At 70.4% G+C, this 26,978-nt stretch carries 28 protein-coding genes; 13 read left to right on the plus strand and 15 right to left on the minus strand.

Going from position 1 to position 26,978, the window contains the following annotated elements; all coding sequences use genetic code 11:
- Window positions 1-79 precede the first annotated feature (79 nt).
- Genes hypE through hypF form a run of 4 tightly spaced genes read right to left on the minus strand, consistent with a single transcriptional unit; the run spans window position 80 to window position 4,633 of the window.
- Window positions 80-1,105 carry a hydrogenase expression/formation protein HypE gene (gene hypE / locus ABZV40_RS33950; RefSeq protein WP_355450967.1) on the minus strand — a complete coding sequence of 342 codons (1,026 nt, stop codon included), beginning with the start codon at window positions 1,103-1,105 and terminating at the stop codon, window positions 80-82.
- Window positions 1,102-2,199: a hydrogenase formation protein HypD gene (gene hypD / locus ABZV40_RS33955; protein ID WP_355450970.1), complete on the minus strand. Its 1,098-nt coding sequence runs from the start codon at window positions 2,197-2,199 to the stop codon at window positions 1,102-1,104. The genes hypE and hypD overlap by 4 nt, the downstream gene beginning before the upstream one ends.
- Window positions 2,196-2,441, minus strand: coding sequence for a HypC/HybG/HupF family hydrogenase formation chaperone (locus ABZV40_RS33960; protein WP_355450973.1), 246 nt, complete (start codon window positions 2,439-2,441; stop codon window positions 2,196-2,198). The genes hypD and ABZV40_RS33960 overlap by 4 nt, the downstream gene beginning before the upstream one ends.
- Entirely contained in the window at window positions 2,441-4,633 is a 2,193-nt protein-coding gene (hypF, locus tag ABZV40_RS33965; RefSeq protein ID WP_355450976.1) for a carbamoyltransferase HypF, read from the minus strand. The genes ABZV40_RS33960 and hypF overlap by 1 nt, the downstream gene beginning before the upstream one ends.
- Before the next feature lie 262 nt (window positions 4,634-4,895).
- Between hypF and ABZV40_RS33970 the strand changes: the two genes are divergently transcribed.
- The 3 genes from ABZV40_RS33970 to ABZV40_RS33980 all read left to right on the plus strand — a co-directional run bounded on the left by ABZV40_RS33970 (window position 4,896) and on the right by ABZV40_RS33980 (window position 7,858).
- Window positions 4,896-5,393, plus strand: coding sequence for a pyridoxamine 5'-phosphate oxidase family protein (locus tag ABZV40_RS33970; protein WP_355450979.1), 498 nt, complete (start codon window positions 4,896-4,898; stop codon window positions 5,391-5,393).
- Window positions 5,394-5,796: 403 nt separating this feature from the next.
- Window positions 5,797-7,395: a hypothetical protein gene (locus tag ABZV40_RS33975; RefSeq protein ID WP_355450982.1), complete on the plus strand. Its 1,599-nt coding sequence runs from the start codon at window positions 5,797-5,799 to the stop codon at window positions 7,393-7,395.
- A gap of 64 nt (window positions 7,396-7,459) precedes the next feature.
- Window positions 7,460-7,858, plus strand: coding sequence for a hypothetical protein (locus ABZV40_RS33980; protein ID WP_355450985.1), 399 nt, complete (start codon window positions 7,460-7,462; stop codon window positions 7,856-7,858).
- 82 nt (window positions 7,859-7,940) lie between these two features.
- Here the strand turns inward: ABZV40_RS33980 and ABZV40_RS33985 are convergent, their stop codons facing one another.
- Entirely contained in the window at window positions 7,941-8,729 is a 789-nt protein-coding gene (locus ABZV40_RS33985; RefSeq protein ID WP_355450986.1) for a sulfite exporter TauE/SafE family protein, read from the minus strand.
- The gene (locus ABZV40_RS33990) at window positions 8,729-10,084 is read right to left on the minus strand and encodes an MBL fold metallo-hydrolase (protein ID WP_355450989.1); all 1,356 of its coding nucleotides are present in this window, start codon (window positions 10,082-10,084) and stop codon (window positions 8,729-8,731) included. The genes ABZV40_RS33985 and ABZV40_RS33990 overlap by 1 nt, the downstream gene beginning before the upstream one ends.
- A gap of 356 nt (window positions 10,085-10,440) precedes the next feature.
- On the opposite strand from ABZV40_RS33990, the gene ABZV40_RS33995 reads away from it, so the two are divergent.
- Entirely contained in the window at window positions 10,441-10,704 is a 264-nt protein-coding gene (locus tag ABZV40_RS33995; protein ID WP_355450992.1) for a metal-sensitive transcriptional regulator, read from the plus strand.
- A gap of 4 nt (window positions 10,705-10,708) precedes the next feature.
- On the opposite strand, the gene ABZV40_RS34000 is transcribed toward ABZV40_RS33995, so the two are convergent.
- From ABZV40_RS34000 to ABZV40_RS34010, 3 genes are all read right to left on the minus strand, one after another.
- Window positions 10,709-10,993, minus strand: a complete 285-nt coding sequence (locus ABZV40_RS34000; RefSeq protein ID WP_355450995.1) for a DUF202 domain-containing protein — start codon at window positions 10,991-10,993, stop codon at window positions 10,709-10,711.
- On the minus strand, window positions 10,990-11,334 hold the full coding sequence (locus tag ABZV40_RS34005; protein WP_355451004.1) for a DUF202 domain-containing protein: 345 nt from the start codon (window positions 11,332-11,334) through the stop codon (window positions 10,990-10,992). The genes ABZV40_RS34000 and ABZV40_RS34005 overlap by 4 nt, the downstream gene beginning before the upstream one ends.
- Window positions 11,335-11,511: 177 nt before the next feature.
- Window positions 11,512-14,235, minus strand: a complete 2,724-nt coding sequence (locus tag ABZV40_RS34010) for a WD40 repeat domain-containing protein (RefSeq protein WP_355451007.1) — start codon at window positions 14,233-14,235, stop codon at window positions 11,512-11,514.
- 215 nt (window positions 14,236-14,450) lie between these two features.
- Between ABZV40_RS34010 and ABZV40_RS34015 the strand changes: the two genes are divergently transcribed.
- From ABZV40_RS34015 to ABZV40_RS34030, 4 genes are read left to right on the plus strand one after another with little or no spacing between them, the layout of a single operon-like run.
- Window positions 14,451-14,960 (plus strand): RICIN domain-containing protein, encoded by a 510-nt coding sequence (locus ABZV40_RS34015; protein WP_355451010.1) that lies wholly within the window; start codon window positions 14,451-14,453, stop codon window positions 14,958-14,960.
- Between the two features lie 25 nt (window positions 14,961-14,985).
- On the plus strand, window positions 14,986-15,369 hold the full coding sequence (locus tag ABZV40_RS34020) for a hypothetical protein (protein ID WP_355451013.1): 384 nt from the start codon (window positions 14,986-14,988) through the stop codon (window positions 15,367-15,369).
- A gap of 11 nt (window positions 15,370-15,380) precedes the next feature.
- Window positions 15,381-16,196, plus strand: coding sequence for a hypothetical protein (locus ABZV40_RS34025; RefSeq protein WP_355451016.1), 816 nt, complete (start codon window positions 15,381-15,383; stop codon window positions 16,194-16,196).
- Between the two features lie 26 nt (window positions 16,197-16,222).
- Window positions 16,223-16,372, plus strand: coding sequence for a hypothetical protein (locus ABZV40_RS34030; protein ID WP_355451019.1), 150 nt, complete (start codon window positions 16,223-16,225; stop codon window positions 16,370-16,372).
- A 146-nt stretch (window positions 16,373-16,518) separates the two neighbouring features.
- Here ABZV40_RS34030 and ABZV40_RS34035 read toward each other — a convergent pair whose 3' ends face one another.
- From ABZV40_RS34035 to ABZV40_RS34050, 4 genes are all read right to left on the minus strand, one after another.
- Window positions 16,519-17,694 carry a zinc-dependent alcohol dehydrogenase gene (locus tag ABZV40_RS34035; protein ID WP_355451022.1) on the minus strand — a complete coding sequence of 392 codons (1,176 nt, stop codon included), beginning with the start codon at window positions 17,692-17,694 and terminating at the stop codon, window positions 16,519-16,521.
- The gene (locus tag ABZV40_RS34040; protein ID WP_355451025.1) at window positions 17,691-18,233 is read right to left on the minus strand and encodes an SRPBCC family protein; all 543 of its coding nucleotides are present in this window, start codon (window positions 18,231-18,233) and stop codon (window positions 17,691-17,693) included. Before ABZV40_RS34040 ends, ABZV40_RS34035 begins: the two co-directional genes overlap by 4 nt.
- Window positions 18,234-18,637: 404 nt before the next feature.
- Entirely contained in the window at window positions 18,638-19,081 is a 444-nt protein-coding gene (locus ABZV40_RS34045) for an NUDIX hydrolase (RefSeq protein ID WP_355451028.1), read from the minus strand.
- A 162-nt stretch (window positions 19,082-19,243) separates the two neighbouring features.
- Window positions 19,244-19,933 (minus strand): hypothetical protein, encoded by a 690-nt coding sequence (locus ABZV40_RS34050; RefSeq protein ID WP_355451031.1) that lies wholly within the window; start codon window positions 19,931-19,933, stop codon window positions 19,244-19,246.
- A 264-nt stretch (window positions 19,934-20,197) separates the two neighbouring features.
- On the opposite strand from ABZV40_RS34050, the gene ABZV40_RS34055 reads away from it, so the two are divergent.
- The 4 genes from ABZV40_RS34055 to ABZV40_RS34070 all read left to right on the plus strand — a co-directional run bounded on the left by ABZV40_RS34055 (window position 20,198) and on the right by ABZV40_RS34070 (window position 23,147).
- Window positions 20,198-21,127 carry a hypothetical protein gene (locus ABZV40_RS34055; RefSeq protein ID WP_355451034.1) on the plus strand — a complete coding sequence of 310 codons (930 nt, stop codon included), beginning with the start codon at window positions 20,198-20,200 and terminating at the stop codon, window positions 21,125-21,127.
- Between the two features lie 7 nt (window positions 21,128-21,134).
- Complete coding sequence (locus tag ABZV40_RS34060) at window positions 21,135-21,494, plus strand: GntR family transcriptional regulator (protein ID WP_355451037.1); 360 nt, start codon at window positions 21,135-21,137, stop codon at window positions 21,492-21,494.
- A gap of 481 nt (window positions 21,495-21,975) precedes the next feature.
- Window positions 21,976-22,926 carry a CPBP family intramembrane glutamic endopeptidase gene (locus ABZV40_RS34065; protein ID WP_355451040.1) on the plus strand — a complete coding sequence of 317 codons (951 nt, stop codon included), beginning with the start codon at window positions 21,976-21,978 and terminating at the stop codon, window positions 22,924-22,926.
- Window positions 22,927-23,015: 89 nt separating this feature from the next.
- Window positions 23,016-23,147 (plus strand): hypothetical protein, encoded by a 132-nt coding sequence (locus ABZV40_RS34070; protein WP_355451043.1) that lies wholly within the window; start codon window positions 23,016-23,018, stop codon window positions 23,145-23,147.
- Window positions 23,148-23,154: 7 nt separating this feature from the next.
- Here ABZV40_RS34070 and ABZV40_RS34075 read toward each other — a convergent pair whose 3' ends face one another.
- A complete protein-coding gene (locus ABZV40_RS34075) occupies window positions 23,155-24,306 on the minus strand; it encodes a M20 family metallopeptidase (RefSeq protein WP_355451046.1) in 1,152 nt (383 codons plus the stop codon).
- Entirely contained in the window at window positions 24,303-25,844 is a 1,542-nt protein-coding gene (locus ABZV40_RS34080) for an AbgT family transporter (RefSeq protein WP_355451049.1), read from the minus strand. The genes ABZV40_RS34075 and ABZV40_RS34080 overlap by 4 nt, the downstream gene beginning before the upstream one ends.
- A 110-nt stretch (window positions 25,845-25,954) precedes the next feature.
- Between ABZV40_RS34080 and ABZV40_RS34085 the strand changes: the two genes are divergently transcribed.
- Window positions 25,955-26,977 (plus strand): Lrp/AsnC family transcriptional regulator, encoded by a 1,023-nt coding sequence (locus tag ABZV40_RS34085; protein WP_355451052.1) that lies wholly within the window; start codon window positions 25,955-25,957, stop codon window positions 26,975-26,977.
- Window position 26,978 lies beyond the last annotated feature (1 nt).

Raw genomic sequence — 26,978 nt, forward strand, 5'->3', positions numbered from 1 at the left:
CCAGCACCCCCACTCCCGACCGATTCCACGATCCCGGCCCCAAACATCCACTTGAGGTGGATGAAGGCGCCCTTCATCGTCAGCAGATCCGGGGCAGCTGCTCGCCGACCAGCACGTCGACCACGCGGGAGGAGCCGACCAGAGTGTGGGCGAGAACGCGCCCCGCCGTCCCCCGCGTCACCTCGCCGATGATCGCGGCCTCCGCACCCTCCGGCAGCCCGCGCATCGCCTCCAGCACCGCGTCGACCGAGGCAGGTGCCACGAACGCCACCAGGCAGCCCTCGTTGGCCACGTGCCACGGATCGAGCCCCAGCAGGTCGCACGCGGCGGCGACCGGCGCGGGCACCGGCACGGCCGACTCGACGATCTCCACGCAGACCCGGGAAGCGGCGGCGATCTCGTTGAGCGAACCCGCGAGACCTCCGCGCGTCGGATCGCGCAGCACGTGCACGTCCGCGCCGCCCGCCGCGATCATGGCGGCCACGAGCTCGTGCAGCGGCTGGCTGTCCGACGAGACGTCCGCCTCGAAACCGAGGCCTTCACGGGCGCTGAGGATCGCGACGCCGTGCCGGCCGATCGGACCCGACACCAGCACGATGTCGCCGGGCACCGCACTGGCGGCGGACGGCCACGCGTCACGAAGCCGGACGCCGACGCCGGTCGTGGTGAGGTAGATGCCGTCCGCGGCGCCGCGGCCGACCACCTTCGTGTCGCCTGTGACGATGGGGACGCCCACCGCGCGGGCGGCGGCCGCGGCGGAGTGCGTGATGTCGCGCAGCTCCGCGATCGGCAGGCCCTCCTCGATGATGTACGCCAGGCTCAACGCGATCGGCCGGGCACCGCGCATGGCGAGGTCGTTCACCGTGCCGTGCACGGCGAGCGAGCCGATGTCGCCGCCGGGGAAGAACCGCGGCGTCACGACGTAGCTGTCGGTGCTGAACACCTGGTCCAGCCCGATCAGCGCGGCGTCCTCCAACGGGCCGGTGAGGCCGAGCTCCGGCGTGACGACCTCGGCGAGCAGCTCGGCCATGAGCTGACCGCCGGAGCCGTGGCCGAGCAGGACGCGTTCGGTTTCCACACGGGGGACGGGGCAGGAGAGGGTCATCGGTGCTCCGCGGTTCGGCCGGCGTTGAAGAACGCCGCGCAGGTGCCCTCGCTGGACACCATCGGTGCGCCCAGCGGTGTTCGGGGGGTGCAGGTGCGCCCGTACGCGGCGCAGTCGGTCGGCACGCGGGTGCCGCGCAGGATGTCGCCCGCGATGCAGTCCGGCGACTCCCGCGTCACGAGATCGCCGACCGCGAACCGGGTTTCGGCGTCGTGGCGGGCGAACTCCGGGTTGAGCTCCAGGCCGCTGGCCTTGATCGGGCCGATGCCGCGCCAGGTCCGGTCGGTCACCCGGAACACGCGGCGCATCGCGTCCTGGGCGGCGGTGTTGCCGGACCGGCGCACCGCGCGGGCGTACTGGTTCTCGACCTCCGCGCGGCCCTGTTCGAGCTGCCGCACCGCCATCAGGATTCCTTCGAGCAGGTCGAGCGGCTCGAACCCGGTCACGACGACCGGCACGCCGTACTTCTCGACGATCGGTTCGTACTCCGTCCAGCCCATGACCGCGCAGACGTGGCCCGCGGCGAGGAACGCCTGCACCTGCGTGTCCGGGTCGTCCATCAGCGCCGTGATCGCGGGCGGTACGAGCACGTGGCTCACCAGCACGCTGAAGTTCGTCACCCCGGTCGTCGCGGCGTGCAGCACCGCCATCGCGTTGGCCGGCGCGGTCGTCTCGAAACCGACGGCGAGGAAGACGACCTCGTGGCCGGGGTTCTCCCTGGCGATGCGGACGGCGTCGAGCGGGGTGTAGACGACCCGCACGTCCGCGCCGCGCGCCTTGAGCGCGAGCAGGTCGTCCGAAGTTCCCGGCACGCGCAGCATGTCGCCGTAGCTGGTGAAGATCACGTCCGGTCGCGCGGCGATCGCGAGCGCCCTGTCGATGGTCTCCAGCGGTGTCACGCAGACCGGGCAGCCGGGGCCGTGGATCATCCGGATGCCCGCGGGCAGCAGTTCGTCGATGCCCTGCCGCACGATGGTGTGCGTCTGACCGCCGCAGACCTCCATGATCGTCCAGGGCGTGGTCGCCGTCGCCCGCAGCTCGGCCAGCAGGCGCCGGGCCAGTACGGGATCGCGGTACTCCTGCAGGTGTTTCACGCTCCGAGCTCCGTCTCGATCGCGTCCGGCATCGCGCGCAGCACGGCGAGCGTCCTGGCCGCCTCGTCCTCGTCCACCAAGGTGATCGCGAACCCGACGTGCACGATCACGTAGTCGCCGACCTCGGCCTCCGGTGTGTAGGCGAGGCAGACAGGGCGGCGCAGCCCGTCGAAGTCGACGGTCCCCGACCGGGGCTCGGCGTCGTCCAGCGTCACGATCCGTCCGGGAATCCCCAGGCACATCAGCGGTCCCCTCCCGCGAGCACGGCCGCCGCCACGGCGGCCTGTCCGTAGCTGATCCCGCCGTCGTTGACCGGCACGCGTTCGCCGGCGAGCACCTGGAAGTCCCCGAGCTCGCGCGTGACGGCGTCGACGAGCCTGCGGTTCTGGAACACCCCGCCGCCCAGGCACACCGTCCGCGTGCTGCCCGCGACTTCGCGCACGAGCGCGGCGGTGACCTCGGCGACGGTGGTGTGGAACCGCGCCGCGGCAACACCCGTCGGGTCGCCGCACGTGACGAGGTCGCGCAGCGTCGGCACCGGGTCGTACACCCACAGCCCGTCGCGGCGGTGCAGCGTCCAGTCGAGCGACGGTCCGCGGTGGTCGGCGGCGGCCGCTTCGAGCAGAACGGCCGCTTCGCCCTCGTAGGAGTTCTCCTCGCACACGCCCAGCAGCGCCGCGGCGGCGTCGAACAACCTGCCGGCGCTGGAGGCGAGCGGGCTGTTGACCTGTCGTTCGATCATGCGCCGCACGAGACCGGCCTCCGGTGTCGGTCGCGTGTCCGGAATGGACGGTGCGCCGAAGTCCTCGGCGCCGTACAGGTAACCGAGCGCCATGCGGGACGGCCGCCGCACCGCGACCTCACCACCGGGCAGCGGCGCGCGGCCGAACCGGCCGAGCCGCCGGTAGTCCCGGTACGTGGCCAGGAAGATCTCGCCACCCCACAACGTGCCGTCGTCGCCGAGCCCGAGGCCGTCGTACGCGACACCGATGAACGGGCCTTGCACGCCGTGTTCCGCCGCCGTCGCCGCGACGTGGGCGTGGTGGTGCTGAACGGGAACCCTGCGCTCGGGTGACCACCGCTGCGCGTACCGGGTCGACAGGTAGCGCGGGTGCAGGTCGTGCGCGCAGTACTCCGGTGTCGTGCCCTGCCACCGGCACAACGCCTCCGCGGTGTGCTCGAACGCGGAGAACGTGTCGGCGTTCTCCAGGTCACCGGTGTGCGGCCCGAGCACCGCGCGGTCACCGACGGCGAGGGTCGTGGTGTGCTTGAGCTGCGCGCCCAGCGCCAGCACCGGAGCCGGCGACGACACGGGCAACGGCAGCGGGTCCGGCGCGAGTCCCCGTGCCCTGCGCACCATCCGTCCGGCGCGGACGACCGAGTCGTCGTAGCGGGCGAGGATCGGCCTGTTGTGCGCGAGGACGCCGTCCACCAGCGGTCCCAGCTTCGCCTCGGCGTCCTCGTCGGAGATCACGATCGGCTCGCCGGCGCGGTTGCCGCTGGTGACGACGAGGGGACGGGCGAGATCGTGCAACAGGAGGTGGTGCAACGGGCTGTACGGCAGGAAAAGCCCGACGTCCAGGCCGCCGAGGCGCGACGGTGCCACGACGATCGGAGCGGCGGACGACTGCAGCAGCGCGGCCGCTGCGCTGTCCACATAGGACAACCGGTTGGCTTCCGCGAGGTTGCGCACCATGACCGCCAACGGTTTGCGCGGCCGGTGCTTGAGCTTGCGCAACCGGGCGACCGCGTCCTGGTCCGCCGCGTCGCAGACCAGCTGGTAGCCCCCGACCCCCTTGACGGCGACGATGCCGCCGCGCGCGATCACCCCGGTCGCCACGTGCAGTGCCTCGTTGCCCAGGACGTCTCCCCAGCGCAGGCGAGGACCGCACTCCGGGCACGCCACGGGTTCGGCGTGGAAGCGCCGGTCGGCCGGATCGTGGTACTCGGCCTCACACCACGTGCACAGGGGAAAACCGCGCATCGACGTGCGCGCCCGGTCGTACGGCAACGACTCGACGATCGTCGCCCGCGGACCGCAGTCGGTGCAGTTGACGAACGGGTACCGGTAGCGCCGGTCGCGGGGGTCGAACAGCTCGGCCACGCAGGCGTCGCAGGTCGCGAGATCCGGCACGACGGTGCGCGGCCCGGCCGCGAACCCGCTGCCCAGCACGACGAACCCGGCGTGCCCGGCGTCCTCGTGCGGCGTGACGGTGATGTTGTCGACGCGCGCGTGCCGCGGTGCCCGCTCGTGCAGGGCCCGCCGGAACGCGTCGAGAGTGTCCGGTGACCCGCACGCGGTGATCACGACGTGCCCGCCGACGTTGCGCACGTCGCCCCGGATGCCGAGCTCGGTGGCGAGCCGCAGGACGTGCGGCCGGAAGCCGACACCCTGCACGGCACCGTGCACCTCGATGCGTTCGCCCGTGATCACGGTTCTCCCACTCTCCGATGGCCAGTCCTCTGAACCTGGCACCCGGCGGTGAGCCGTGGTGAGGGCACTAGGTCCCGCCCGAACCGGGACCGTTGGGACCGCGGCGGGCGATCAGCGGGGCACCCGCCGCATCCGGTGTGTGACCGACGTCTGCAGTGGTGCCCTTGGGCTGATGGTGGGTGGGGCTTTGGACCCTGCGTTCCGCGTGATCGAGGCGCGCACACTCGATGTTGACTTGTTGCGTCGGTGCTCGGGAGCAGACATGTCGGAGCGGCAGCGGCTCGAGGTTCTCGGTCGCGAGCAGTGCATGGCCTTGCTGAAGACCGTCCGGGTCGGGCGGCTGGTGTTCACCGAGGACGCCATGCCGGCGGTGCAGCCGGTCAACTTCGGCGTGCACCGGGGACACGTCGTGATCCGCGTGGCCGGTGGCGCGAAGTTGCGCGCCGCGACCGGGAACTCCGTGGTGGCGTTCGAGGCCGACGACCTCGACCCGGATCTGCGGGCCGGGTGGAGTGTGACGGTGGCGGGGCACGCCGAGCTGGTCGCTGACGTGGACGAGCTCGTGACGCTGTCGGGGACCTGGTTGCAGCCCTGGGTGGACGGCCGGCGGGATCACTTCGTCCGGATCCGCGCGGAGAGGGTGACCGGGCGCTGGCTCCACGTCCCGGTGGTGACCGGCGAGAGGGTGTCTGAGCGCGTGTTCAGGGACGGTCAGGTGGGACCGAGCGCCGAGCAGGCGGTGCGGGCGAAGTCGCGATGATGCCGAAAGGGAAACGCCCAACAGGCTGCCGGCTTTGGTGCGCAATGATGTACGGTGCCAGCGGATGCACCAATCTCCTGCGGCAATCACCGTGATGCGCACGGCAAATGGTGGTGCCAGGCTGGTTCGTTCGATCTGCCGTGCAACCCGGCGTTGGTCGGATTGATCTTCTGTCGGCGTTCCGGTGCTCGTAAAGCTGCGTGCCACTCCGTTCGGTTCACATACTGTGCGCTGTATTGGTGCTCAATTGTCCGTCGAACGCGTTCATTCGACGAGCTATTTGGGAATCTGATGCACCGCATTCGGTTCGGCGAGTGCGATTCGGGCCCTTGTTCCCTGTTTGTGTAACTCGTCGCAGACGACGCTTCGGTGGACCCTGTCTCAACCAGTGGAGCGAGGGCACATGCGTTACATGCCATTTCGTGACGAATACCGCGGTAGACGCACGCTGATTTTCGCGATCAGCGTGCTCGTGGCGGGCACGCTGTCCGCACCGGCGGTCGGCAGCGCGGCACCGGTCCGCATCAACGGCACGCAGACCCGTGTTGCGGCGGCGGGAGCACGTGTCACCGCGGCGGTGTCGGACCAGCCGCGCGGCTACACCGCGGCACAGGTCGCCGAGCTCACCGCGCGCAAGCAGCAGAAGGACAACCACACCGCCAACCTCGGCAAGCAGGGGCCGGAGCCGCGGCACGGCGCCCTGGGGCCGGAGATGGCGGTGCCCGGCGGGATCAGCACCGCGACCGCGAGCGTGCTGCGCAACTCGACGATCCCGGCCAGCGGGATCTCCGGCGGGGCGTCGTTCTCGTCGTTCGTGCAGGAGCCGAGCACGGATGCCAACGGCGGCAACATCTTCCAGACCGGAAACTGGTACGCGACCCGGTCGACGAACAACGGGGCGAGCTGGAGCTACCTCGATCCCTTCACGCTGTTCGGCAGCGGGTTCTGCTGCGACCAGGTGACCCAGTACGACGCCGCGACCGGCCGCCAGTTCTGGTTGCTGCAGTTCGACAACCACCTGGTGCTCGCCAACGCCTCCGCGGCCGGTGCGGGCGCGTTCACCAGCTGGTGCTACTGGAACCTCGACGCCACGTGGTTCGGTCTGGCGGCCGGCACGGAGCTGGACTACAACGACCTCACGATCACCAACAGCTTCGTGGCCATCTCGACCAACTTCTTCCCCACCTCCGGAGCGCAGGGCTCGGCGATCGTGCGGCTGCCGAAGGTGCCGATGAGCACCTGCAGCGGGTTCAGCTACAACTTCCTCAACCGCACCGACAGCTTCACCTTCAAGCTCGTCCCCGGCTCCACCGACACCCTGTTCTGGGGGAGCAACTGGGGACAGACCAACGGCTCGTCGTTCCGCGTCTACTCCTGGGCGGAGAACTCCGGCACCTACTTCTGGTGGGACCGCACCGTGGCGTCGTACGGCTTCTTCACCCGCAACAGCGGGCAGAACTGCGCCAGCACGGACGGCGTGGTGAAGAACTGGTGCCAGTTCGCCGACTCCCGCACGCTCGGCGCGTACCGGGCGAGCGGTGTCCTGGGATTCTCCTTCAACGCCAAGCAGGACGGCTCGCACCCGTTCCCGTACACCAGGATCGTGTGGTTCAACGAGTCGACCAAGGCCTACATCGGTGCCGGTGACCAGTGGGGCGGCTGGGGTGCGATCCAGTTCATGTCCATGGCGCCCAACAACGCGGGCCGCGTCGGCACCACGTTCGCGTGGGGTGGTGGCACCGGCACCACGCACTACTACCCCGGTGCCGCGGTGAACAACTCACCGGCCGGCGCGATCGACACCTCGCCGAACTACTACCTGTGGGGCGCCGGGAACACCTGCACCTCCAGCGGCGGGCTCTACCGCTGGGGTGACTACCTCACGGTGCGCACCTACAAGGCGAACCCGGCTCAGTGGGTCGCCGCGGGGTACGCGATCACCGGCGGGAACTGCGGCGCGGCAGGCGCTTACTCGGAACCGCACAACGTGCTCTTCTCCTGACAAGCTGAAAGGTGGCGGGCCGGCCTCGGCCCGCCACCCTCCCGACGTCGCGGTGGTGGTGCCGATGAAGGTCCTGATCGCGGTGCTGGTGCTGCTGGCCGCCGGGTGCGGACAGCAACCGGCGGCTCCCCGGGACTCCGGCGTCGAAGGGACCACGATGGTGGACGGCGGGTGCCCGCCGGCCCGCGACGCGCCACCCTGCCCGGACAAACCGCTGTCCGCCAGGCTCAAGGTGACTCGAGCAGGGTCGGACGAAGCCGTCGCCACGGTCACCAGCGGCGAGGACGGGCGGTTCCGCATCGCCCTGGCGCCGGGCGACTACACCCTGCACCCGGCGAACCTCGCCGGGACACCTCTGCCGATCGCTCAACCGGTCCCTGTGCACGTGGACGCGAACCGCTTCACCACCGTCGAAGTGGCCTTCGACTCCGGGATCCGCGATGCGCCGACTCCGCCCAGGTGAAGCGTTCACGGCCTGTTCCCGTCACCAGTGGCGCCGGCAGCGACCGCACACCGCGGTGTCCACTGCCGCTGTCGACTGACCGTCAGGCACTGCCCAGCGCGGCCTGGAAGAAGAGGGCGGAGGTGGCCACGCCACCGGCGACGGCGATGACGACCCAGGCGAACGCGCGGCGCAACGTGGCTGCGGGCAGGCGGTGGGTCAGGCGCCCGGTGGCCACCGCGGCGACGAGCGCGGTGCCCGCGAACACCGCCGTGACGGCGGGCTCGACGTGCGTGCCGGTGAGACCGTGGGCGGTGAGGCCGGCCAGTGCGGTGATGGTGATGACGACCAGCGAGGTGGCGACGGCCTCGGCCGCGGTCAGGCCGAGCAACATGGTCAGCACGGGCACGATGACGAACCCGCCGCCGACGCCGAACAGGCCGGTGAGCGCTCCGACGACGGCTCCGGCGGCGAGTGCCTTGGGCAGGCAACGCCGCCAGTTCACCTCCCCGCCGCGGGTGCGGCAGGCTCCGCCGGACTCGGCGGGCGCGGCGAGCATGCGCGCCGCCACCGCGACCATCAGCGCGGTGAAGGCGAGCAGCGACCAGCGTTCGGGGATCAGGCGTCCGAGCGCGGTGCCCGCGAAGGCCGCGGGGATGCTCGTGGCGGTGAAGACCAGTGCCACGGGCCAGCGGATCGCGCCGGTGCGCCAGCGGACGGCCAGGCCACCCAGCGCGGACACCGCGACCACGATCAGGGAGGTCGGGACGGCGGTGGCGAGCGGCACGCCGACGCCGTAGACCAGCGCGGGAACAGCGAGAATCGAGCCGCCGGCGCCGAGCGTGCCCAGCACGGCGCCGATCACCAGCCCGAAGAGCGCGGCCGGCAACATCAGGCCGCCAGGGGCAGGCCGGCCTGCTCGGCCCGGTCGAACTCGTCGTCGATCACGACCACGTGGTGGTCCGCGGCGGCGAGCACGGAGGCGGCGATGGAGGCGCGGTAGCCGGACTTGCAGTGCACCCAGATCTCGCCCGGCGGCACCTCGCCGAGGCGGCGGAGCAGGTCGTGCAACGGCACGTGCACGGCTCCGTCGATGTGCTTCTCCGTCCACTCGAGGTTGCGGCGGACGTCGAGGACGGTGACCGGGCGGTGGTGCCGCACGTGGGCGAGATCGGCGAAGTTCGCGCGCGGGAACGTGCCCAGGGGTGCCGAGCCCGACCACTCCTCGGGAGTGCCGGTCGCGGCCGACTCGACGTGGTCGACGCCGATGCGCACGAGTTCCCGTTGCGCCTCGGCGACCTGCGCGGCGGTCTCACCGAGCAGGGAAACGGGGGTGCCCCACGGGATCAGCCAGCCGAGGTAGGTGGCGAAGCTGCCGTCCAGGCCGAAGTTCAGGCTGCCCACGACATGTCCCGCGGCGAAAGCCGTGCGGGAGCGCAGGTCCACCACCCATTCGCCGGCGTCGATGCGGGCGCGCAGCTCCGCCGGATCGGCGGTCTTCGGCTCGATGAGGGTCACGGCGTCCGGGCCCGCCGTGTTGGCGGGTCCCATGTGCGCGTAGTAGGCGGGGAAGGCGTCCAGACCGGCGAGCAGTCTGTCCACATAGGACTTCTCGTCACTGGTCAGCGCCGGGTTGGTCCGCTTCTCCTCGCCGATGGTGGAACGTTCGCCCCGGGACTGCGTGGCGGAGCAGAAGCTGCCGAACCCGTGGGTCGGGAAGACCTCGGTGTCGTCGGGCAGCAGACCGGCCAGCCGGTGGGCGGAGGCGTACTGCGCACGCACCAGTTCGCCGGTGCTGCCCGGCCCGAGCAGGTCGGGACGGCCCGTGGAACCGAACAACAGCGATCCGCCGGTGAACACCGCGGGCGCGCGGTCGGGCGCCTCCAGCACGTAGGAGAGGTGGGTGAACGTGTGTCCCGGTGTGGCCAGGGCGCGCACCCGCATGCTCGTGCCCACCGCGACGATCTCGCCGTCGCGGACGGGGGAGCGGTCGAACGCCACGGGGTCGGCCGCGTTGACGTGGTACGCCGCGCCGGTCGCGCGGGCGAGCGCGAGCCCGCCGGTGACGTAGTCGTTGTGGATGTGCGTCTCGAAGACATCGGTGATCCGCACGCCGTGCTGCTCCGCGAGGGCGAGCACCCGGTCGATGTCGCGTTGGGGGTCGACGACGAACGCGACCGCGCCGTCGGTCACGAGGTAGCTGCGGTCACCCAGGCTCGGGGTGTCGATGCCGATGATCTCCGTCATTTCTCCTCCTCACGTACCCCAGGGGGTATCTGATCCCCACCATAGCGCGCCCCGCTGGCTACCCCCAGGGGTATGTGGGCTAATTTGCCATGTACCCCAGGGGGTATGCTGGGTACACGGCGTTCGACGAAGGGATTCGCCATGTGTCAACGAGTCACGTGCTCTCGCTGCGGCCGGCCGACCTATCGCGGCTGTGGCAACCACGTGGAGCAGGTGCTGGGAGACGTCCCCCGCGCGCAGCGCTGCTCCTGCGCGGAGCAGCCGCGGGAGTCCAGGTCGTGGTGGCCCTTCGGGCGTCGCTGACCTGCCCGCCGCCGGCGTTCAGGTACCCTCGGGGGTATTGAAGGAGGTGGCCGGTGGAGTTGGACGAGGACGTCCTCACGGACGTGGTGAAGCGGTTGCGGCGGGTCCAGGGACAGGTGGGAGGGCTCGTGCAGATGATCGAGTCCGGCCGGGACTGCAAGGACGTGATCACGCAGCTGGCCGCCGCGTCCAGGGCGCTGGACCGGGCCGGGTTCAAGCTCATCGCGAGCGGCCTGGAGAAGTGCGTGTCCGACGACTCCGAGCAGGCGGTGGCCGACCGGGCTCAGCTGGAGAAGCTCTTCCTGGCGCTGGCCTGACGGCTCAGCCGTGCAGCACGAGCGGCACGGCGGACAGGCAGGCGAGCGTGACCAGGGCGCCGACCAGCAGGAGGACGAGGGGCCGGGTGGTGGCGAGGTGCCGGTGACGGCCGAGCAGGACCAGCGTCACCGCCACGCCCGCCGTGCACACCGCGGGCGCGATCGCCAGGATCCAGCCGTGCCGGGCCGCGGCGTTGATGAGCAGCAGGGCGCACGCGGCGGACGCGAGTGCGGTCCGGTTCCACGCGAGGTTCGTGCGTTCGGGCTGCAGGCCGGGGTCGCGGCTCATCCGATGATCACCAGGACCGCGGCGAGCACCGCCAGGAGCAGTACGCCGGATGCGAGCACCACGACCATCCGGCTGTGCGGCAGGGGAGCGCCGGCCCGCATCGCCCGTTGCACGCGCCGCCACCGCGGGTAGCTCGCCGCCGCGACCATCGAGGCCAGGCCGACGCAGACCAGTGCGAGCGCCGTGGTGGCGCCGGGCAGGGCGAAGGGCGGCACGAGCTGCCGCACCGCGACACCGGCGGCCAGCAGGCCCAACGCGGTGCGGATCCAGGCGAGGAACGTGCGTTCGTTGGCCAGCGTGAACCGGTAGTCGGGTTCGTCGTCCGGTGGTTCGGCCGTCATCGATCCTCCTCGCCTCGCGGTGAGTATCGGCGGTGCCGGCGGGCGCCGCCATCGTCGAGCCAGGTGTCCGGATCGGCGCCGACCGCCGGACGGCGTCCAAGCCGTCGAGCTCATCACCCCCGGTCACCAGGTCGGACGGGCGCACCTCACTGTCCGCATCGGACACGTTCGCGGCCGTCAGGTGCACGGCGGCTCGTAGCCGAGTCCGGGGAAGTACTGCTCCCACTCGGCCCGCGTGATCGCGGGACGGGCCGTCTCGCACACCAACCGGCCGGCCTGCCCGGCGTCGTCGAGGGGGAGCTCGGGAACCTTCCACAGCAGTGCCGTGTCGTCGTCGCTGCCGGTCGCGAGCGTGTGCCCGTCCGGGCTGAACGCGACCGACACGACCGCACTGCCGTGCCCGGTCAACACGGCGATCTGCCTGGGTGACCGGGCGTTCGAGACGTCCAGCAGGCGGGTGGTCTGGTCGACGCCCGCGGTGGCGAGGACACGGCCGTCACCGCGGAACACCACCGACCGGACGATTCCGTCGTGGCCGGTGATCTTGCTGAGCAGGATCGGGTCGCGGGGATCGGTGGTGTCCCACAACAGCACGGCGCCGTCCTGACCGGCCGTGGCCAGGACGCGGCCGTCCGGGCTGAACGCCAGCCACACGACCGGGGCTGTGTGCCCGGTGAGGAACACCGGGTGCTCGGGGTCGGAGAGCCGCCACAGGCCGGGGTGGCGGTCCCAGCCCGCCGTGGCCACCACGTCGCGGTCGCTGCCGAACGCGACGGCGACGATCCCGTCCGTGTGCCCGCGCAGCGTGGTGACCTCCGCGCCGGTGCGCACGTCCCAGATCTTCGCGGTCCGATCGGTGCTCGCGGTCGCGACCAGCGTGCCGTCGTGGCTGAACGCCACGGCGTTGACCTCCCGGGCGTGTCCGCTCAGAACGGCGCGTCCGGCGCGGTCGTCGGAGTTCCACAGCCGTGCCGTGTGGTCCCAGCTCGCCGTGGCAACTGTGCGTCCGTCGGGGCTGAACGCCGCCGCGTTGACGGTGCTCTGGTGGCCGGTCAACGTGGCGATCTCCTTGCCCTGCGCCGTGTCCCACAGCTTCGCCGTGCCGTCGTGGCTCGCCGTGACGACCGTGTGCCCGTCCGCGTTGAACGCGACGGTGTTCACGTGCCCCGTGTGGCCGCGCAATCGGCTGTACGGCAGGGGAAACGTTCCGAGCAGGCTCGTGCGCGCCTCCTCGGTGGGGGACAGGCGGTACGCCGCGAGGCTGAGCTGGGCGGCGAGCGCCGGGTTCGTGCGGCGCAACGCGTCGGCCTTGCCCGCGACGATCCGGGAGAGCGCGACGTCGCGTTGCCGGGCCGCGGTGCTCTCGGCGTGCATGGCGTAGCCCGCCTCGGTGACGGCCAGCACGAGAAGGATCACCAGCGCCACGACCAGCTGACGCGCGCGGCGGGTGCGCCGGAGCTCCGCCGTCGTGCTGGCGTGCAGGAACGCCCGTTCGCGCGTGCTGAGCGCGTCCAGGTGGGGTACCGCCCAGTCACGGGTGAGGCTGAGCCGGACACCCCGGTACAGCGCGCCGGGGTCCCTGCCGAGCGACTCCCAGGTCTGCGTCGCCTCGGTCAGCCCGCGGTGCAGCAGCAGGCCTTCCTCGTCCTCCGCGAGCCAGTCGCGCAGTCTCGGCCAGCGCCGCAGCAGCGCCTCGTGCGCCAGTTCGACGCCGTCGCGTCCGGAGGTGAGCAGGCGTGCGGCGGTGAAGCGTTGGAGCACGACGCGGAGGTTCGGGTCGTCGTCCAGCTCGTCATGTGCCACGAGCCGTTTGACGTCACCGGTGTCCTCGCCGGCAGCGGTCAGCCGCCGGAAAAGGCTTCTCGCCACCAGTCGCTGACGTTCCGTCAGGCCGCCGTACACCGACTCGGCCGTCTGGGCCAGTGCGCCCGCGAGACCGCCCGCGGCCTGGAAACCTCGCAGCGTCAGCGTGTTCCCGCGTCTTCGCCGCCACGTCTCCAGCAGCACGTGGGACAGCAACGGCAGCACACCGGGTTGTACGGCGGCTTCGGCGGCGATCGTCGCCTGCAACGCACTCTCCAGCGCGCATCCCACCTGGACGGCCGGCTGCACGGTCGCGCGCTGGAGCTCGGCCGCGGTCATCGGCCCCACGGTGATCTGCCCGTCGCGCAACTTCTCGACCAGCTCGGGAAAGGCGGTGCAGTGCGCGAAGAAGTCCGCCCGCACCCCGATGACCACGCGGCACGGTGCGCCGACCAGCATCCGGACGAACTCCGCCCGCGTCCCGGTGTCGCGGCTCAGCGTGAAGATCTCCTCGAACTGGTCCACCACGAGCACGGGATCCGGGCCGTCCAGCTCCGTCAGTCGCCGGGCCAGCTCCTGCACCGGCCGCGGCCCCGGCGTGGCCAGGACGGCGGATTCCAAGCGGGGCAGCAGACCCGCGCGCAGCAACGACGACTTGCCCGAGCCCGACGCGCCGAACACGGCGACGAACCTGGTGCGGGACAAGGCGGCCAGCAGCTCTTCGACGAGCCGCTCGCGCCCGAAGAACCGATCGGCGTCCTCGAGCTGGAACGCCCCGAGGCCCACGTACGGCGCGCGGGAGTCATCCTGCTCCGGCGGCGGGCTCTCCGCGGCCAGCTGGGCGGCGAGCTCGTGCCAGCGTTCCTCCCACTGCTCGGCGTCGCCCGCGCAGGCCCGCACGTACGCGGTCGTCACGTCGAGGCTCGGCAGTTTCCGCCCGCTCGCCGCCTCGGACAGGGCGGCCGCCGAGAAATGCGCTCGCGTGGCCAGTTCGCGATAGGGCGGGCTTCCGTTCTTCTCCCTCAGTTTCCGCAGATCCGCCGCGAACCGCAGCAGCGGCGTGTCCCCCGGATCGAGCGGACGTTCCCCACGTGGCATCGACAACCTCCCCAAGTGCCGGCCCCGTGCGCATTGTTCAGCCCTTGTCGTTCATCGTCCGGCGACCGAACGAAGACAACCCGATCGCACTAGACATACGGCGTCGCGAGGGGGAAAGCACATGCCCGGCCCCGCGGTGATCGGGCTGATCGCCGGGCAGGGCGACCGCGACATCAACCACACCGAGGACCAGTACGCCAACTGAGGGGAAGACCATGCAACTGCGAAGACTCTGGCCGGCGCTGACGGCGATCGTGGCCGTGTCGGTACTGGCGGTTCCCGCCGCGCAGGCCGATCCGGCGGCGCTCGACTTCACCACGACCTGGGTGAACCACAACAGCGGCAAGTGTCTGGAGATCGCCGACTCCTACACCTACGACGGTGCCCGTGCCCAGCAGTGGACCTGCGACAGCAGCGTGCTGACTCAGCACTGGTACATGCACGGGGTCGGCGCCGCGTGGGAGCTCAGAAACTCCAACAGCGGCAAGTGTCTGGAGATCGCCGACTCCTACACCTACGACGGCGCCCGCGCCCAGCAGTGGACCTGCGACGGCAGTGCGACGCAGCAGTGGTACTGGGTCCAATGGGGCGGCGAGCCGGGCTATCGGCTGATCAACAAGAACAGCGGCAAGTGCCTGGAGATCGCCGACTCCTACACCTACGACGGTGCTCGCGCTCAGCAGTGGAGATGCGACGGCGGCGTGGGCACACAGCAGTGGCACTGACCATCGCGAAGGAAGGGGAATCGTCTTGTCCAGGAACCGAATGCTCGCGGTGATCTTCGCCGTCGCCGCGGCACTGGGCCTGCTCGGGCCCGCGGTGGCCAACGCCGCCGGCCAGGAGCCCGTCGCACCACTGGCGTGCTCGGCAACGCCGGACCGCGGTTGGGTGCTGTTCTACGAGCACTCCGACTGCCAGGGCAGGTACCAGGGCTGGGCGCGCTGCGGCATCCACGACTTCACCGGCGCGCTGTACCGCACCGCCAGCTCTTACTGGGACCGGCAGACCGGTGGCGCTTTCACGAAGGTCTACGAGGGCGCGACCGAGGTGTTCCGGACACAGCCGAACACGGGTGTCCGCGACGTCGCGCTGTGGGAGAACGACCGCAACGAGTGGGCCATCCTCCAGTGCTAGTACGTCTGACGATGATCGTCCTGCTGCTTCTCACCCTCTGCGGTGAGAAGCAGCAGGGCGTTCCCGCCGACATCGACCTCGACGCGGTGGCGTACCCGCTGGACGCGTTCGGCCTCACCGAACCCGAGCTGGCGGTCGTCGCACGGGCGAGGTACCTGATGACTTGGCGGTGCGTGCGGCAGCTCGGCGCCGACCTGCCGCCACTGCCGACCGGCAGGATGCGGGCAGGCCGCGCCGACCGGTACGGCCTCGCGTCCCGGCACACGGCCTGGGAATGGGGCTATTCGCTGGACAAACCGCCGGAGCGCGTCGTCCCGTGGGAGCTGCTGATCGACCCGGCGTCGCGCCTCTCGCAGCTCCTCCGCGACGGACCGGACGGCGGGTGCCTGGGAGCCACGAACCGCTTGCTGGGCGAGCCCGCCACCAGCCCGCTGCCCCGTCTCGACGACGAGGCGTGGCGCGCGTCCCGTGACACCCCGCCGGTCCAGCAGGCCGCGCAGGCGTGGCGGGACTGCGCGGCCAGGGCCGGCCTGCACTACGACAACCCGGTCGAGGCGCCGTACCAGTACTGGGGTGAGAAGCGGATCGCCGCCCACCGCACGCTGTCCGAAGCCGAGCGCAGAAACGGCCTGCGTCCCACCGGGCCGGAACGCAGGGCGGCGCTGGTGGACGTCCGGTGCAAGCAGCAGTCGGGGTTCCTGCGGGCGTGGGCCGACGCCGACGTCGCCGCCCAGCGCGAGCTCGTCGCGCGGCACCTCGGCGAGCTCACGGCGCACCGCCACGCGCTCGACCTGCTGATGCGCGCGGCAGAAGCCGTGAACACCTAGCGTTTCCGGTGTGTTTTGAGGGAGAGATGACCGGACGGATCGTCGTCGCAGGTGGCGGCATCGGTGGCCTGGCCGCGGCCGTGGCCCTGCACCAGCGCGGCAGGCAGGTGGTCGACGATCTCGGGCCGGTCGCCCGCCGGGCATTGCGCGCCAAACTCCGCAGATCAACGGTGTGACCGTCGGTTGAGGGCGTCGGGCAGTGCGCCACCTGACGCGGAGCGGCCTCGATCGCCCCGGTGATCGCCGCGTCCACTGTGGACCCGACTCGCCGACGCCACGTTCGGTCACTGTGCTCACCGCAGTGACCGAAAGCGGGTGCCAGTCAGGGTTTGAGGATGACCTTCTCACAGTTGTCCTGCTTGTTCTTGAACATCTCGAAGCCGCGTTCCGCTTCGTCCAGCGGGAGGGTGTGGGTGATGATCCGGGTGGGGTCGATCTCCCCGCGTTCGATGCGCTCCAGCAGCGGCTTCATGTAGCGGTGGACGTGGCACTGCCCGGTGCGCAGGGTCAGCGAGCGGTTCATCCACGCGCCGGCCGGGAACTTGTCGATCAGGCCGCCGTACACGCCGATCACCGAGACCACGCCGCCGCTGCGGCAGGACGTGATGGCCTGGCGCAGTGCGTGAGGCCTGTCGGTCTCCGAGCGCACGGCCTGCTTGACCCGGTCGTAGGCGGAGATGTGCGCGCTGCCGTGGGTGGCTTCCAGGCCGACCGCGTCGATGCACTTGTCGGGTCCGCGTCCGCCGGTCAGTTCCAGCAGGCGGGAGCGCACGTCGACCTCGTCGAAGTTCACGGGCGTGTGGCCGGCCTGTTCGGCCATCCGCAGGCGGTAGGGCTCCTTGTCGATGGCGATGACCTTCGCGGCGCCGAGGACCCTGGCGCTGTCCATCGCGAACTGGCCGACCGGGCCGGCGCCCCAGACCGCCACCACGTCGCTGGGCTGGATGTCGCACATCTCGGCACCCATGTAGCCGGTGGGCAGGATGTCGGAGAGGAACAGCACCTGCTCGTCGGTGAGATCCGACTCGATCTTCAACGGGCCGACGTCGGCGAACGGCACGCGCGCGTACTGCGCCTGCCCGCCGGCGAACCCGCCGGTCAGGTGCGAGTAGCCGAAGATCCCCGCGACGGGGTGCCCGAACATCTTCTCCGCGATCCCGGCGTTCGGGTTGGAGTTCTCGCAGCAGGAGTACAGCTCCGCGGCGCAGGCGGCACACGCGCCGCAGGCGATCGGGAACGGCACCACGACCCGGTCCCCGACGCGCAGCCGATCAGGGGCGACCCCTGAGCCGACCTCGACGACCTCGCCCATGAACTCGTGGCCCAGGACGTCGCCGTCCTGCATGGTCGGCACGTAGCCGTCGACCAGGTGCAGGTCCGAGCCGCAGATCGCGGTGGAGGTGATCCGCACGACGGCATCGCGAGCGTTGAGGATCTTCGGGTCCGGCACGTCGCGGACCTCGACCTCGTTGCGGCCCGCCCAGGTGTTCGCCCTCACGCGTCCGGTCCCTTCTCCAGTTCGGCGTCCGACAGCGGTTGTGCCGGGCGCTGCGGGAACTCCTCGCGCGCCCGCTTGCCCCACGGGGCGCCGTCGGACCGGACGACCTCACCGGTCTCCAGCACCTGCTTGAGCCGGCGCAGGTCGTCGTCGAGCTGCTGGTGCGGTTCCTCGCCGAAGTACCGGGCGACCGCCTTGCCGATCGCGCCGCCCGGAATCTCGTACACCAGGCCGACGTGGACCTCGGTGCTCTCGCCGTCCGGGGCGGCCACGAACCGGACCGTGCCGGCGTTGGGCACCTCGGCGTCACCGGTCGACCGCCAGGCGATCTTCTCGGCGGGCACCTCGTCGGTGATCTCCGCGTCCCACTCGACGTCCTTGCCGAACGGGGCGTCGGCGACCCAGTGGCTCGTCCGGTCACCGGTCGTGCGGATCTCCTCGAGATGTCCCATGAACACCGGGAGGTTCTGCAGATCGCGCCAGAACGCGAACACCTCCTCCACGGGTTTGCGGATGGTGGTCGTAGCAGTCAGTTCCACGGATTCTCCTTCGCGTGCTCCGCACCACTGGCGCGGAGCCGATCGACCTGGCTCGGTGGCCGACTCCGGCGGACAGCGCCGGTGACACCGCGGCACGCGGAGAGCTCGCCACGGTTTTGGACGACGTCCCGAGCGCGGTCAGGCCCACCGCCCCGTCCAAGCCAGGGGTGGGTCCCACTCGTACCGAACTACCCCTCGAAATTGCGCCTAACCCCGCCGGTCGACCGGAAACGCTTTGCCGGCAACGCGGTTTCGTCGTGTAGACGTCCAGGCAGCGGGAGCCCCCGGCGGGGACTTCGCGACCAGGGCGCCCGGAGAAGACACTCATCGCGCTGGACGAGGCCGTGTCCGCGGCTGATCCGCCCGCCGGCGAGGGCGGACGTCGAGGGTCTGGTCCGGTCGTTTCACTCGGTCGAGAGTTGGATGACGCGTCTGGCGATCTCGGCGTCGAGCGGGGTCATGTCCTCACCCACGGCGTCCGACGGTGGCCACCACAGGAAGCCGAGCGCCTCGGCGTCGACCAGCAGGCGGGGCGCGGCCTGGAGCCGGACCCGGTAGACGGCGAGCAGTTCGTGCCGGTCCGGGTTGATGAGATCGAACTCGGCCACCGCGACGCCGTCCGGTTCCAGTCCGCGGATGCCAGTCTCTTCGTGCAGCTCCCGAACCGCGGTCCGACGCGGCGTCTCGCCCGGCTCGCGTGCTCCTCCCGGCAGTTCCCACTGCCTTCGCCAGCTGTCGAACATCATGAGCACGCAGTCCGCGTGCTCGACCACGACCACGGACGCCGGAACGCCCACCCGATCACCCGCGCGCTCCAACTCCACATCGGTGACGACACGAAACCCCACCAACGCGTTGCCTGCGCGGTCACGGATCGGAAGCGGAGCCAGGAAAACCATGCAACTGCGTCAACGAGCCAGGTGCACGCTGAAGGCACCCGACGACGTCGACATGAGTGCGTGTTCGAGGTCGGCACCCCTCGGCGGCAGGTGAGTGCGTTCGCCGGGGAGTCAGGCGCCGACGGGCTTGCGGACATCGGCGGCCTTGGCCGGGCCGTACTTCGTGGTGAGGAGCTGGTCGAACAGCTGGTCGGCGGTCAGGCCCTGCTGGTTCTTGAGCCCGTTCAGCGCCTGCTCCGAGAAGGCGGCCACGGCCGGCAGGTCGAACTTCCACGCGCCGTCCTCGAGGGCGAAGCCGAACAGCTCCGTCGACGCTTCACCACGAACGGTCACCCTGGCCAACGCCTTGCCGTTGTTGATGGTCAGCTTGCCCAGGGCGACGTCGCGGAGGCTGTCGTCGCCGACGAGCCCCTTGTCGATGATCGCCTTCGCGAGGTCCTGAGGCGATGCGGTGCGCAGCATCGCGTGGTCCAGGTCGCCGCGCATCGCGTACGCGAGCAGCCGGCCGTTCAGTCCCAAGGCGGGGAGCGTCTGCTCGGTGCCGGTGAGGGCTTGCTGCCTGATCTGGTCGTACGTGGTGAAGGTGCTGCTCGTCAACACCGGTAGGGCCGCGGCGCCGTCCTTGGCCTCAACGGCCTTCATGCAGGTTTCGAACGCGCGGAGGACGGCCTGCGAGTCGTCAGCAGGCTTCGACGCCGTCGTGGAGGCCGAAGTGGACGTCGAGGTCGGGTCGGAGCTCGGGCCCGGGGCGCCGCAGGCGGCCGCAACCAGGCACAGGACGGCCACGATCAGTCGCTTCACGGGCGGAGCTTAGGAGATCGTGCCGCTTCCAGCGCGAAGATCAGGAAACTCGGCACCGACTTCGCGGATCTCGACTCGCAGCACGAGCGTGTGTTGTGTTCCCGCTGCGGTGCACTTGACAAGCCCGCGAGACTGCCACCTAATGGTAGTGCTTGTTACGCTACTTTAGTAACAATCAGGGGTGGGGCGATGGTGAGGTTCCGAGAGTGGGCGGGTGGCGGTCGGCTCCGTTGGCTGGTACTGGCCGTGGCTCCGATGGCGTGTGTGGCGGCAGTGCCGTGGCTGCTGGTGGCGGTCTACGGGGATCGCTTGCCGGATCACGCGTACGTGCAGGGCTGGTCACGGGTGGGGTCGGGGTATGCCTACCTCGCCCCGACCTGGTCGTCGTGGAGCGCTGAATGGCTGTACTGCCTGTTGTGGGCGGCCGTGTTCGGGGCAGTGGTCTGGCGGGTGCGGCAGTGGCCGCACCTGCAACGGGTGCTGGTCGCGGGCAGCTGGGGGGCCAGCACGACGGCCGCCCTCAGCGCGGCCGTCGGCGTGCTGTCCGTGCTCGACGTGCACGGTTATCCCAGCCAGCCAATGGCATGGTGGTACGACGCGCTGCCACCGGTGGTTGGGCTGTGTGGTGGAGCCGTGGGATGGTTGCTGGCCGGCCCTGCACCAACCTTGCCGGAAGCGGCTGAGGCTCCTGCACCGGACCTGCCGGCCAGGCGATTGGGCCGGACCGAACGGGCGATGTTCAGCCAAGTGGTGTGGTCGGTCAAGGCTCGGGTGGTCGGCCTTGTACTCGTGTTGTGTGCGCCGCTGGCGCTGCTGGGGATGTCTGCGTCCGGCGCCGCCGTGATGCTGCTGGCGCTGGGGCTGTTCATGGTGTTGCAGGCCACGGCACGAATCCAGATCGACAGCACCGGCGTGCTGGTGACCCTGCCACTGCTCGGCCGCGCGCGACGCCGCGTGCCCTACGAGCACGTGCGGCAGGCCGAGATCGCTGAGCATGCCCCGGTCGCGGGCTGGGGGCTTACCGAGAACAAGCGGTGCCGTGGGTACGTCACCGGACGCGGGCCCGTGGTGATCCTGCGGCTGACCGGCGACCGGCCCTTCATCGTGAGTCTCCGCGACCCGGTGGCCGCCGTCGCGCTGATCAACGGCCAGCTGGCCCGCGAACGGACCACCGGTACGACGACGGGAGCCTGACCCGCCGATGCTGATCGCCATTGACCCGTCCTCCCCGGTGCAACTCGCCGACCAGGTCGCCCAATCGGTCCGCGCGGGCATCGCCGACGGCTCGATCCAGCCGGGCGACCGCCTGCCCCCCGCCCGGGAAGCCGCCGCGGCCCTCGGTGTCGGCCTGCACACCGTCCTGCGCGGATACCAGCAACTACGCGACGAGGGGTTGGTCGAACTACGCCGAGGACGTGGAGCCATCATCACCGACGCCGGCAACTCGCTACGCGCCCGCACCGACCAGCTCGCACGCGACTTCACCGCCGCCTGCCGCCACCTCGGCCTCACCGCGGACCAGACACTGGACCTGGTCCGCAACGCCCTCCAGCGCCCTTGAACCACCTCACCGCCTGCCCGCACTTCGGCATGAGCGTGCGTTCGGAGCTATCAGATCCGGTCGTGTCCTGCTCCCGGAAGTACTAAGTGCTCACCTGTGCCGTGATCGTCGTACGCCTCCGTTCAGACCTGTTGACCTGCGGTTTGGCGCAGTTGAGCGGAGTTGAGGTCGGCTCGAGGACTCCTTCTGTGTGAACTATGGCGCCGGTACCGCGCCGACCTGCGGAAACAACACCCTGGCAGGTGAGCGCGGGTCAGTTCAGGTCCATTGAGGACCGTTCTGGCATGTTCGACGCGCGGAGTTGCTCCCAAGGCTCATCGGTTCCGGCTCGTCTGAGGCCGGCGTGCACCCTTGGCGGCTATGAGTTTGCGTGGACGGCCAGCCGTGCACAGCGACGTCCATGGCGGTGGAGCAGGCTCCACCATGAGAACGCCCCTTGACTGCACTGACCCCCGCAAGATCGATTCCTAGTCTTCCGACCATGACTTCGATCCCCGTTGCGGGCTCCGGCCGCGCCGCTTCCCACCGCTGGCAGACGCTGGTCCGGCGCTTCCCGCTGATCACGTTCTTCGCCCTGGCCAACGGCATCAGCTGGTTGGCCTGGGTGCCCTACATCCTGTCGTTGGACGGGTTCGGCGTCCTGCACTTCCGGTACCCGGACCTGTTGATGGGCAACCAGCTCACCGCGATCCTGCCCGGCGCGTACCTCGGCCCGCTGACCGCCGCGTTCACCGTCACCGCCGCCACCGAGGGCCGCGAAGGTCTGCGACGGTGGCGCAAGCGGCTCTTCCAGTTCCGCGCCGGCGTCCTGTGGTACGCGTTCGCTCTGTTCGCCGTCCCCGTGGCGGTCCTGCTCGGCACGCTGGCGGCGACCGACGCCGAAGGCTTCCGGGTGCCCTCGCTGATGGTGCTGGTCGTCTACGTGCCGATGCTGGTGCTCCAGTTCTTCACGACCGGCCTGGCCGAGGAACCCGGCTGGCGGGACTTCGCCCTCAGCCGGCTCCAGCAGCGCCACCAGCCGATGATCGCCACGTTCGTCCTCGGCGTTCTGTGGATCACCTGGCACCTGCCGCTGTTCCTCACCCCCTGGGCAGGTCCCGACGTCACCGCTGAAACGATCGCCCGCTTCGCCGTGATGGCCATGGAGATGAGCTTCCTGATCACCCTGGTCTACAACAAGGGACGCCAGAGCCTGCCCCTGGTCATGCTGCTGCACTGCTCGATCAACAACTTCCAGTCCGTCGCCTTCTCCGAGTTCTTCCCCGACGCCGGTGAAGAACTGCTCTGGGGGCCTGTGCTCGGCCTCGGCGTGCTGAGCCTCATCGTCATCGTCGTCACCAAGGGACGGCTCGGCTACACCGGTGGCGTCGACACGAAGATCCAGCCGGCCGCGTCGGTTCGCGGTTCAGCAGCGCGGACGCGGCAGCTCTGATCCGCTCGTCCTTGGTGCAGGAGCGCCATCCTCCGGAGCAGGCGATCCGCTGCGGCACGTGTACGGCAAGGGCGGTGCGAAGGATCTCCGTGTTGCAGCCGGTATCGGTCGGCTGGGACGTCAGCGGCCTGCGGGGGCAGAGCGCCCAGGTGCGGGCGGTCGGCCAGGCCACCGGTGTGCGGGGACACCTCGTGGTCGACCGGGTTCTGCTGAGCGACTGACCACTCCTCAGGTTGACTGCGGGTTGCGGTGCCAGGTCGCCAGCCGGGTCAGCAGTCCGGCGAGCAGTGCGGTCCGCGGCTGGACGGTGTCTGGACAGATGAACTCCTCCCGCGCGTGGGCGCCGCCGCCGACGGCGCCCAACCCGCACAGCACCGGCAGGCCGAGCGCGGCGACGAAGTTCGCGTCGCTCGCGCCACCGACCGCGGCGTCGCGCAGGTCGTGGCCCTGGTCCTGGGCGACGGCGCGGGCGAGGTCGAGCAGCCGGGCCGATGCGGCGTTCAGGGTCATCGGCGGCCGGTTCCAGCCGTGCGTGATGACGATGCGCACGCGGGGGTCGCTGGTTCTGATCGCTTTCAGTTCGGCGTCGACCCGGTCCTTTTCCTGCTGGGTGCGGACGCGGATGTCGATGGTCGCGGTGGCGCGGCCGGCGACGACGTTGGCGCCGGTGCCGCCGTTGATCAGGCCGACGTTGACGGTGGTGCCCGCGTCCGGTGCGGCGACTGCCGAGGCGGCGGTGACGAACTCGGCCAGCGCGTGGACGGCGCTGGCTCCGGCCTCGGGGGCGAGCCCGGCGTGCGACTCGATGCCGGTGGCGGTCACCGTGAACGTTCCGGTGCCTTTGCGGGCGGTCTTGACCGCGCCGTCGGCGGAGGGTTCCAGCACCAGGGTCGCGTCGGCCTCGGCGGCCGTGTGTTCGATGATCGGGCGTGAGGAGGGTGAGCCGATCTCCTCGTCGCCGTTGAAGACGAACGTCACCGTCGGCACCGGTCCACCGGCGTCCCTGGCCAGTTTCAGGGCCCAGATTCCTTGTGCCAGACCGGTTTTCATGTCGAAGATGCCCGGACCGCCGAGCTTCGGGCTGCGGCCGGCCGCGGGTGGTGCCCAGTCGGCGAGGGTGCCGGGCGGCCACACCGTGTCGTAGTGGCCGATCAGGGCGACGTGTCCGGGACCGGTGCCGGTGTAGGTCAGCGTGGCGGTGTCACCGCATCCGTCGCCGCGGTGGCGCCGCTGCACGTCGGGTGGTCCGAGCCGGGCCGTGGCCAGGTCTCGCAGGTGGTCCAGTCCCGCGGCGAGGCCGGGCAGGTCGTGGCTTGACGTCTCGTGGTTCACGAGGGAGAGGATGTCGGCGACGATGTCCGCCGTGAGGTCGTGTGTCATGAGGCGCTGATCCCGAACGGGACGCCCAGCAGGTACCAGGCGACGAAGAACGCGACCCAGACGATCCAGACCACGGCGGCGATCGGGATGGTGAACGAGGCCAGCGTGCCGATGCCCGCTGACTTGCGGTACTGCTGGATGAATCCGAGGGCCATCACGAAGTACGGGCTCATCGGGGTGACGCAGTTGGTGACGGAGTCGGCGACGCGGTAGACGGCCTGGGTGGTCTCGGGGTCGATGCCGACCAGCATGAGCATCGGTACGAGCACCGGTGCGGCCAGCGACCACAGTGCCGATCCGCTGGTGATGACGAGGTTCATCACGGTGATCAGCACGGCGATGCCGACGAGCACGACCCAGCCGTGCAACCGCAGGTCCCGCACCGCCTCGGCCCCGGTGATGGCCAGGACTTCGCCGATGTTGGTCCACTTGAAGTAGGCGAGGAACTGGGAGATGGCGAAGAACAGCACGAGGATGGGCGCCATCGACCGGACTCCGTCGGCCATGGCGGCGACGACGTCGCGCGCGGCGGGCAGCGTTCCGGTCAGGCGGCCGTAGACGGTGCCGACGACCGCGAAGAACACACCCAGGACCACCGCGATGCCGGTGATCAGCGGCGAGTTGACGATGCCGCCGCCTTCACCGCGCAACGGTGACGACGCCGGGACCAGACAGATCACCGCGAGTGCGATGAAACCCAGCGCGAGCAGGCCGGTCACCCGCAGCGCGCGGCGCTGCTGCGGGGTCACGGTCATCGCGTCGCGTTCGGCGGCCTCCAGTTCGGTGCTCGGCTGGTCCGCCTCCAGGTCCGAGCGTCGCGCGAGGACGGTCTCCACGACGACCGTGATCACGGTCGCGATGAGGAACGACGAGGCGAGGCCGAAGAAGTAGTTGGCCACCGGCGTGACGACGTGGTGCTTGTCGATCGTGCGGGCCGCGGCGGTGGAGATCGACGACAGCAGCACGTCGGTTTTGGTCAGCGCCGGGGACGCGTCGTAGCCCGCGGAGATCGAGACGTAGGCGATGATGCAGCCGAGCACCGGACTGCGGCCCGCCGCGCGGAAGATCAGCGCTCCCAACGGGATCAGCGTGATGTACGCGGCGTCACCGACGACGTGGCTGACCATGGCGGTGATCGACAGCGCGAAGGTCAGGTACTTGGCCGGCACCCGCGCGACCATGCGCCGCAGCATCGTCGAGAGCAGCCCGCTCCGCTCGGCGACGCCGATCCCCAGCATCACGGTGAGGATCGTGGCCAGCGGCGGGAAACTCGCGAAGTTCTCGACGGCGTTCGCGACGACCAGCGTGAGCCCGTCCCTGCTGAGCAGGCCGGCGACCTCGACGACCTTGTTCGTCGCCGGGTTCACCGCGTGGACGTGCATCGCCGCGAGCACGGCGCTCAGCACGGCCACACCGCCCGCGAACAGCCAGAAGAGCCAGAACGGGTTGGGCAGCCGGTTGCCTGCCTTCTCGATGGCGGCGACGCAGCGGAACGCGGCGCGCAGCACTCTCGACTGCGGTTCGGCGGTGGTGGTCATCGGTACCTCGTCGGGGCGCTTGAGGGAACTTTCGGCATACAGTGACCATTAGATGGAAGATTCGCTAGCGTGTAACCGATTCAGTGGGAATTACTGGCACATGAGGCGGGATGATGGCTCCTCCGAAGCTCGACGAGTTCGACCGCCGCCTCATCGGCGCGCTGCACCTGGCGCCGCGTGCCACGTGGGACGACATCGGCGAAGTGCTCGCCGCCGACGCGAGCACGCTCAAACGCAGGTTCAACCGGTTGCACGACGCGCGGATGATCCGCGTGATCGGTCAGGCCGACTGGGGCGTGCACTCCACCGCGATGCCGGTTCACCTGTTCCTCGACGTCACGGGCGCCACTCCGCTCGCCGTCCTCGGCCGGCTGCGCTCCGTGCCGCACGTGCAGCTGCTGGCGCAGATCTCCGGCGATTACCCGGTCTACGCGGTGGTGCACGCCCCGTCGGAAGCTGCCACCAGCGAGGCGATCGACCGCCTGTTCTCCATCCGGGGCGTGCGCCGCGTCAACGCCCTGCCCGCCCTGACCACCCTGCGCCGCGGCTTCAGCTGGGACCCCGGCTTCCTGACCGACGCGGAACGGGCCGAGCTGCTGGCCCTGACCGGCGACCGGACCGAGGGAAACGCGACCGCGACCGGCAAACCCCTGAGCGACGCCGAACGCACCGTGGTCGCACTGCTGATGCGGGACGCCAGAGCCTCCGCCGCGAGCATCGGCCGCGCCGCGGGACTGCCCACCTCGACGGCACATCGCCTCGTCCGCCGCGTCCTCGACGAGAAGTGGGTCCGCCCACGACTCGAAGCCGTGTCGGAATGGCTCGGGTTCCGCACCCCGTTCCTGCTCCGACTGCGAGTCGCCCCTGGCGAGACGCCCGCCGTCATGCGCCGCCTGGACAGGCTGCCCCAGACCCGCGTCAGCGTGCACGTCGCCAGCGACATCTCCGTCCTGTGCACAGGTCTGGTGGCCGATCGCGCCGCGCTGGCCGCGTTCGTCGACGCGGAACTGGCCGGAATCCCCGGAATTCGCGCAGTCAGTGTGGACGTGTATCTCTCGGAGCCGCGCCGTTACTGGCTGGACCGGGACACCGTCTCGGGCCTGGGGGAGTTCCACCCGCCGGCGGTCTTGTGAC

Origin of the sequence: Lentzea sp. NPDC004782 (assembly GCF_040609115.1) — a bacterium.
Taxonomy (GTDB): domain Bacteria; phylum Actinomycetota; class Actinomycetes; order Mycobacteriales; family Pseudonocardiaceae; genus Lentzea.

Coding starts and splice junctions, on each gene's coding strand:
- hypE (WP_355450967.1), bottom strand. CDS start 1,105: ATGACCCTCTCCTGCCCCGTCCCCCGTGTGGAAACCGAACGCGTCCTG.
- ABZV40_RS33960 (WP_355450973.1), bottom strand. CDS start 2,441: ATGTGCCTGGGGATTCCCGGACGGATCGTGACGCTGGACGACGCCGAG.
- ABZV40_RS33970 (WP_355450979.1), top strand. CDS start 4,896: ATGTCGGAGCGGCAGCGGCTCGAGGTTCTCGGTCGCGAGCAGTGCATG.
- ABZV40_RS33975 (WP_355450982.1), top strand. CDS start 5,797: ATGCGTTACATGCCATTTCGTGACGAATACCGCGGTAGACGCACGCTG.
- ABZV40_RS33980 (WP_355450985.1), top strand. CDS start 7,460: ATGAAGGTCCTGATCGCGGTGCTGGTGCTGCTGGCCGCCGGGTGCGGA.
- ABZV40_RS33985 (WP_355450986.1), bottom strand. CDS start 8,729: ATGTTGCCGGCCGCGCTCTTCGGGCTGGTGATCGGCGCCGTGCTGGGC.
- ABZV40_RS33990 (WP_355450989.1), bottom strand. CDS start 10,084: ATGACGGAGATCATCGGCATCGACACCCCGAGCCTGGGTGACCGCAGC.
- ABZV40_RS34000 (WP_355450995.1), bottom strand. CDS start 10,993: ATGAGCCGCGACCCCGGCCTGCAGCCCGAACGCACGAACCTCGCGTGG.
- ABZV40_RS34005 (WP_355451004.1), bottom strand. CDS start 11,334: ATGACGGCCGAACCACCGGACGACGAACCCGACTACCGGTTCACGCTG.
- ABZV40_RS34010 (WP_355451007.1), bottom strand. CDS start 14,235: ATGCCACGTGGGGAACGTCCGCTCGATCCGGGGGACACGCCGCTGCTG.
- ABZV40_RS34015 (WP_355451010.1), top strand. CDS start 14,451: ATGCAACTGCGAAGACTCTGGCCGGCGCTGACGGCGATCGTGGCCGTG.
- ABZV40_RS34025 (WP_355451016.1), top strand. CDS start 15,381: ATGATCGTCCTGCTGCTTCTCACCCTCTGCGGTGAGAAGCAGCAGGGC.
- ABZV40_RS34030 (WP_355451019.1), top strand. CDS start 16,223: ATGACCGGACGGATCGTCGTCGCAGGTGGCGGCATCGGTGGCCTGGCC.
- ABZV40_RS34060 (WP_355451037.1), top strand. CDS start 21,135: ATGCTGATCGCCATTGACCCGTCCTCCCCGGTGCAACTCGCCGACCAG.
- ABZV40_RS34065 (WP_355451040.1), top strand. CDS start 21,976: ATGACTTCGATCCCCGTTGCGGGCTCCGGCCGCGCCGCTTCCCACCGC.
- ABZV40_RS34075 (WP_355451046.1), bottom strand. CDS start 24,306: ATGACACACGACCTCACGGCGGACATCGTCGCCGACATCCTCTCCCTC.
- ABZV40_RS34080 (WP_355451049.1), bottom strand. CDS start 25,844: ATGACCACCACCGCCGAACCGCAGTCGAGAGTGCTGCGCGCCGCGTTC.
- ABZV40_RS34085 (WP_355451052.1), top strand. CDS start 25,955: ATGATGGCTCCTCCGAAGCTCGACGAGTTCGACCGCCGCCTCATCGGC.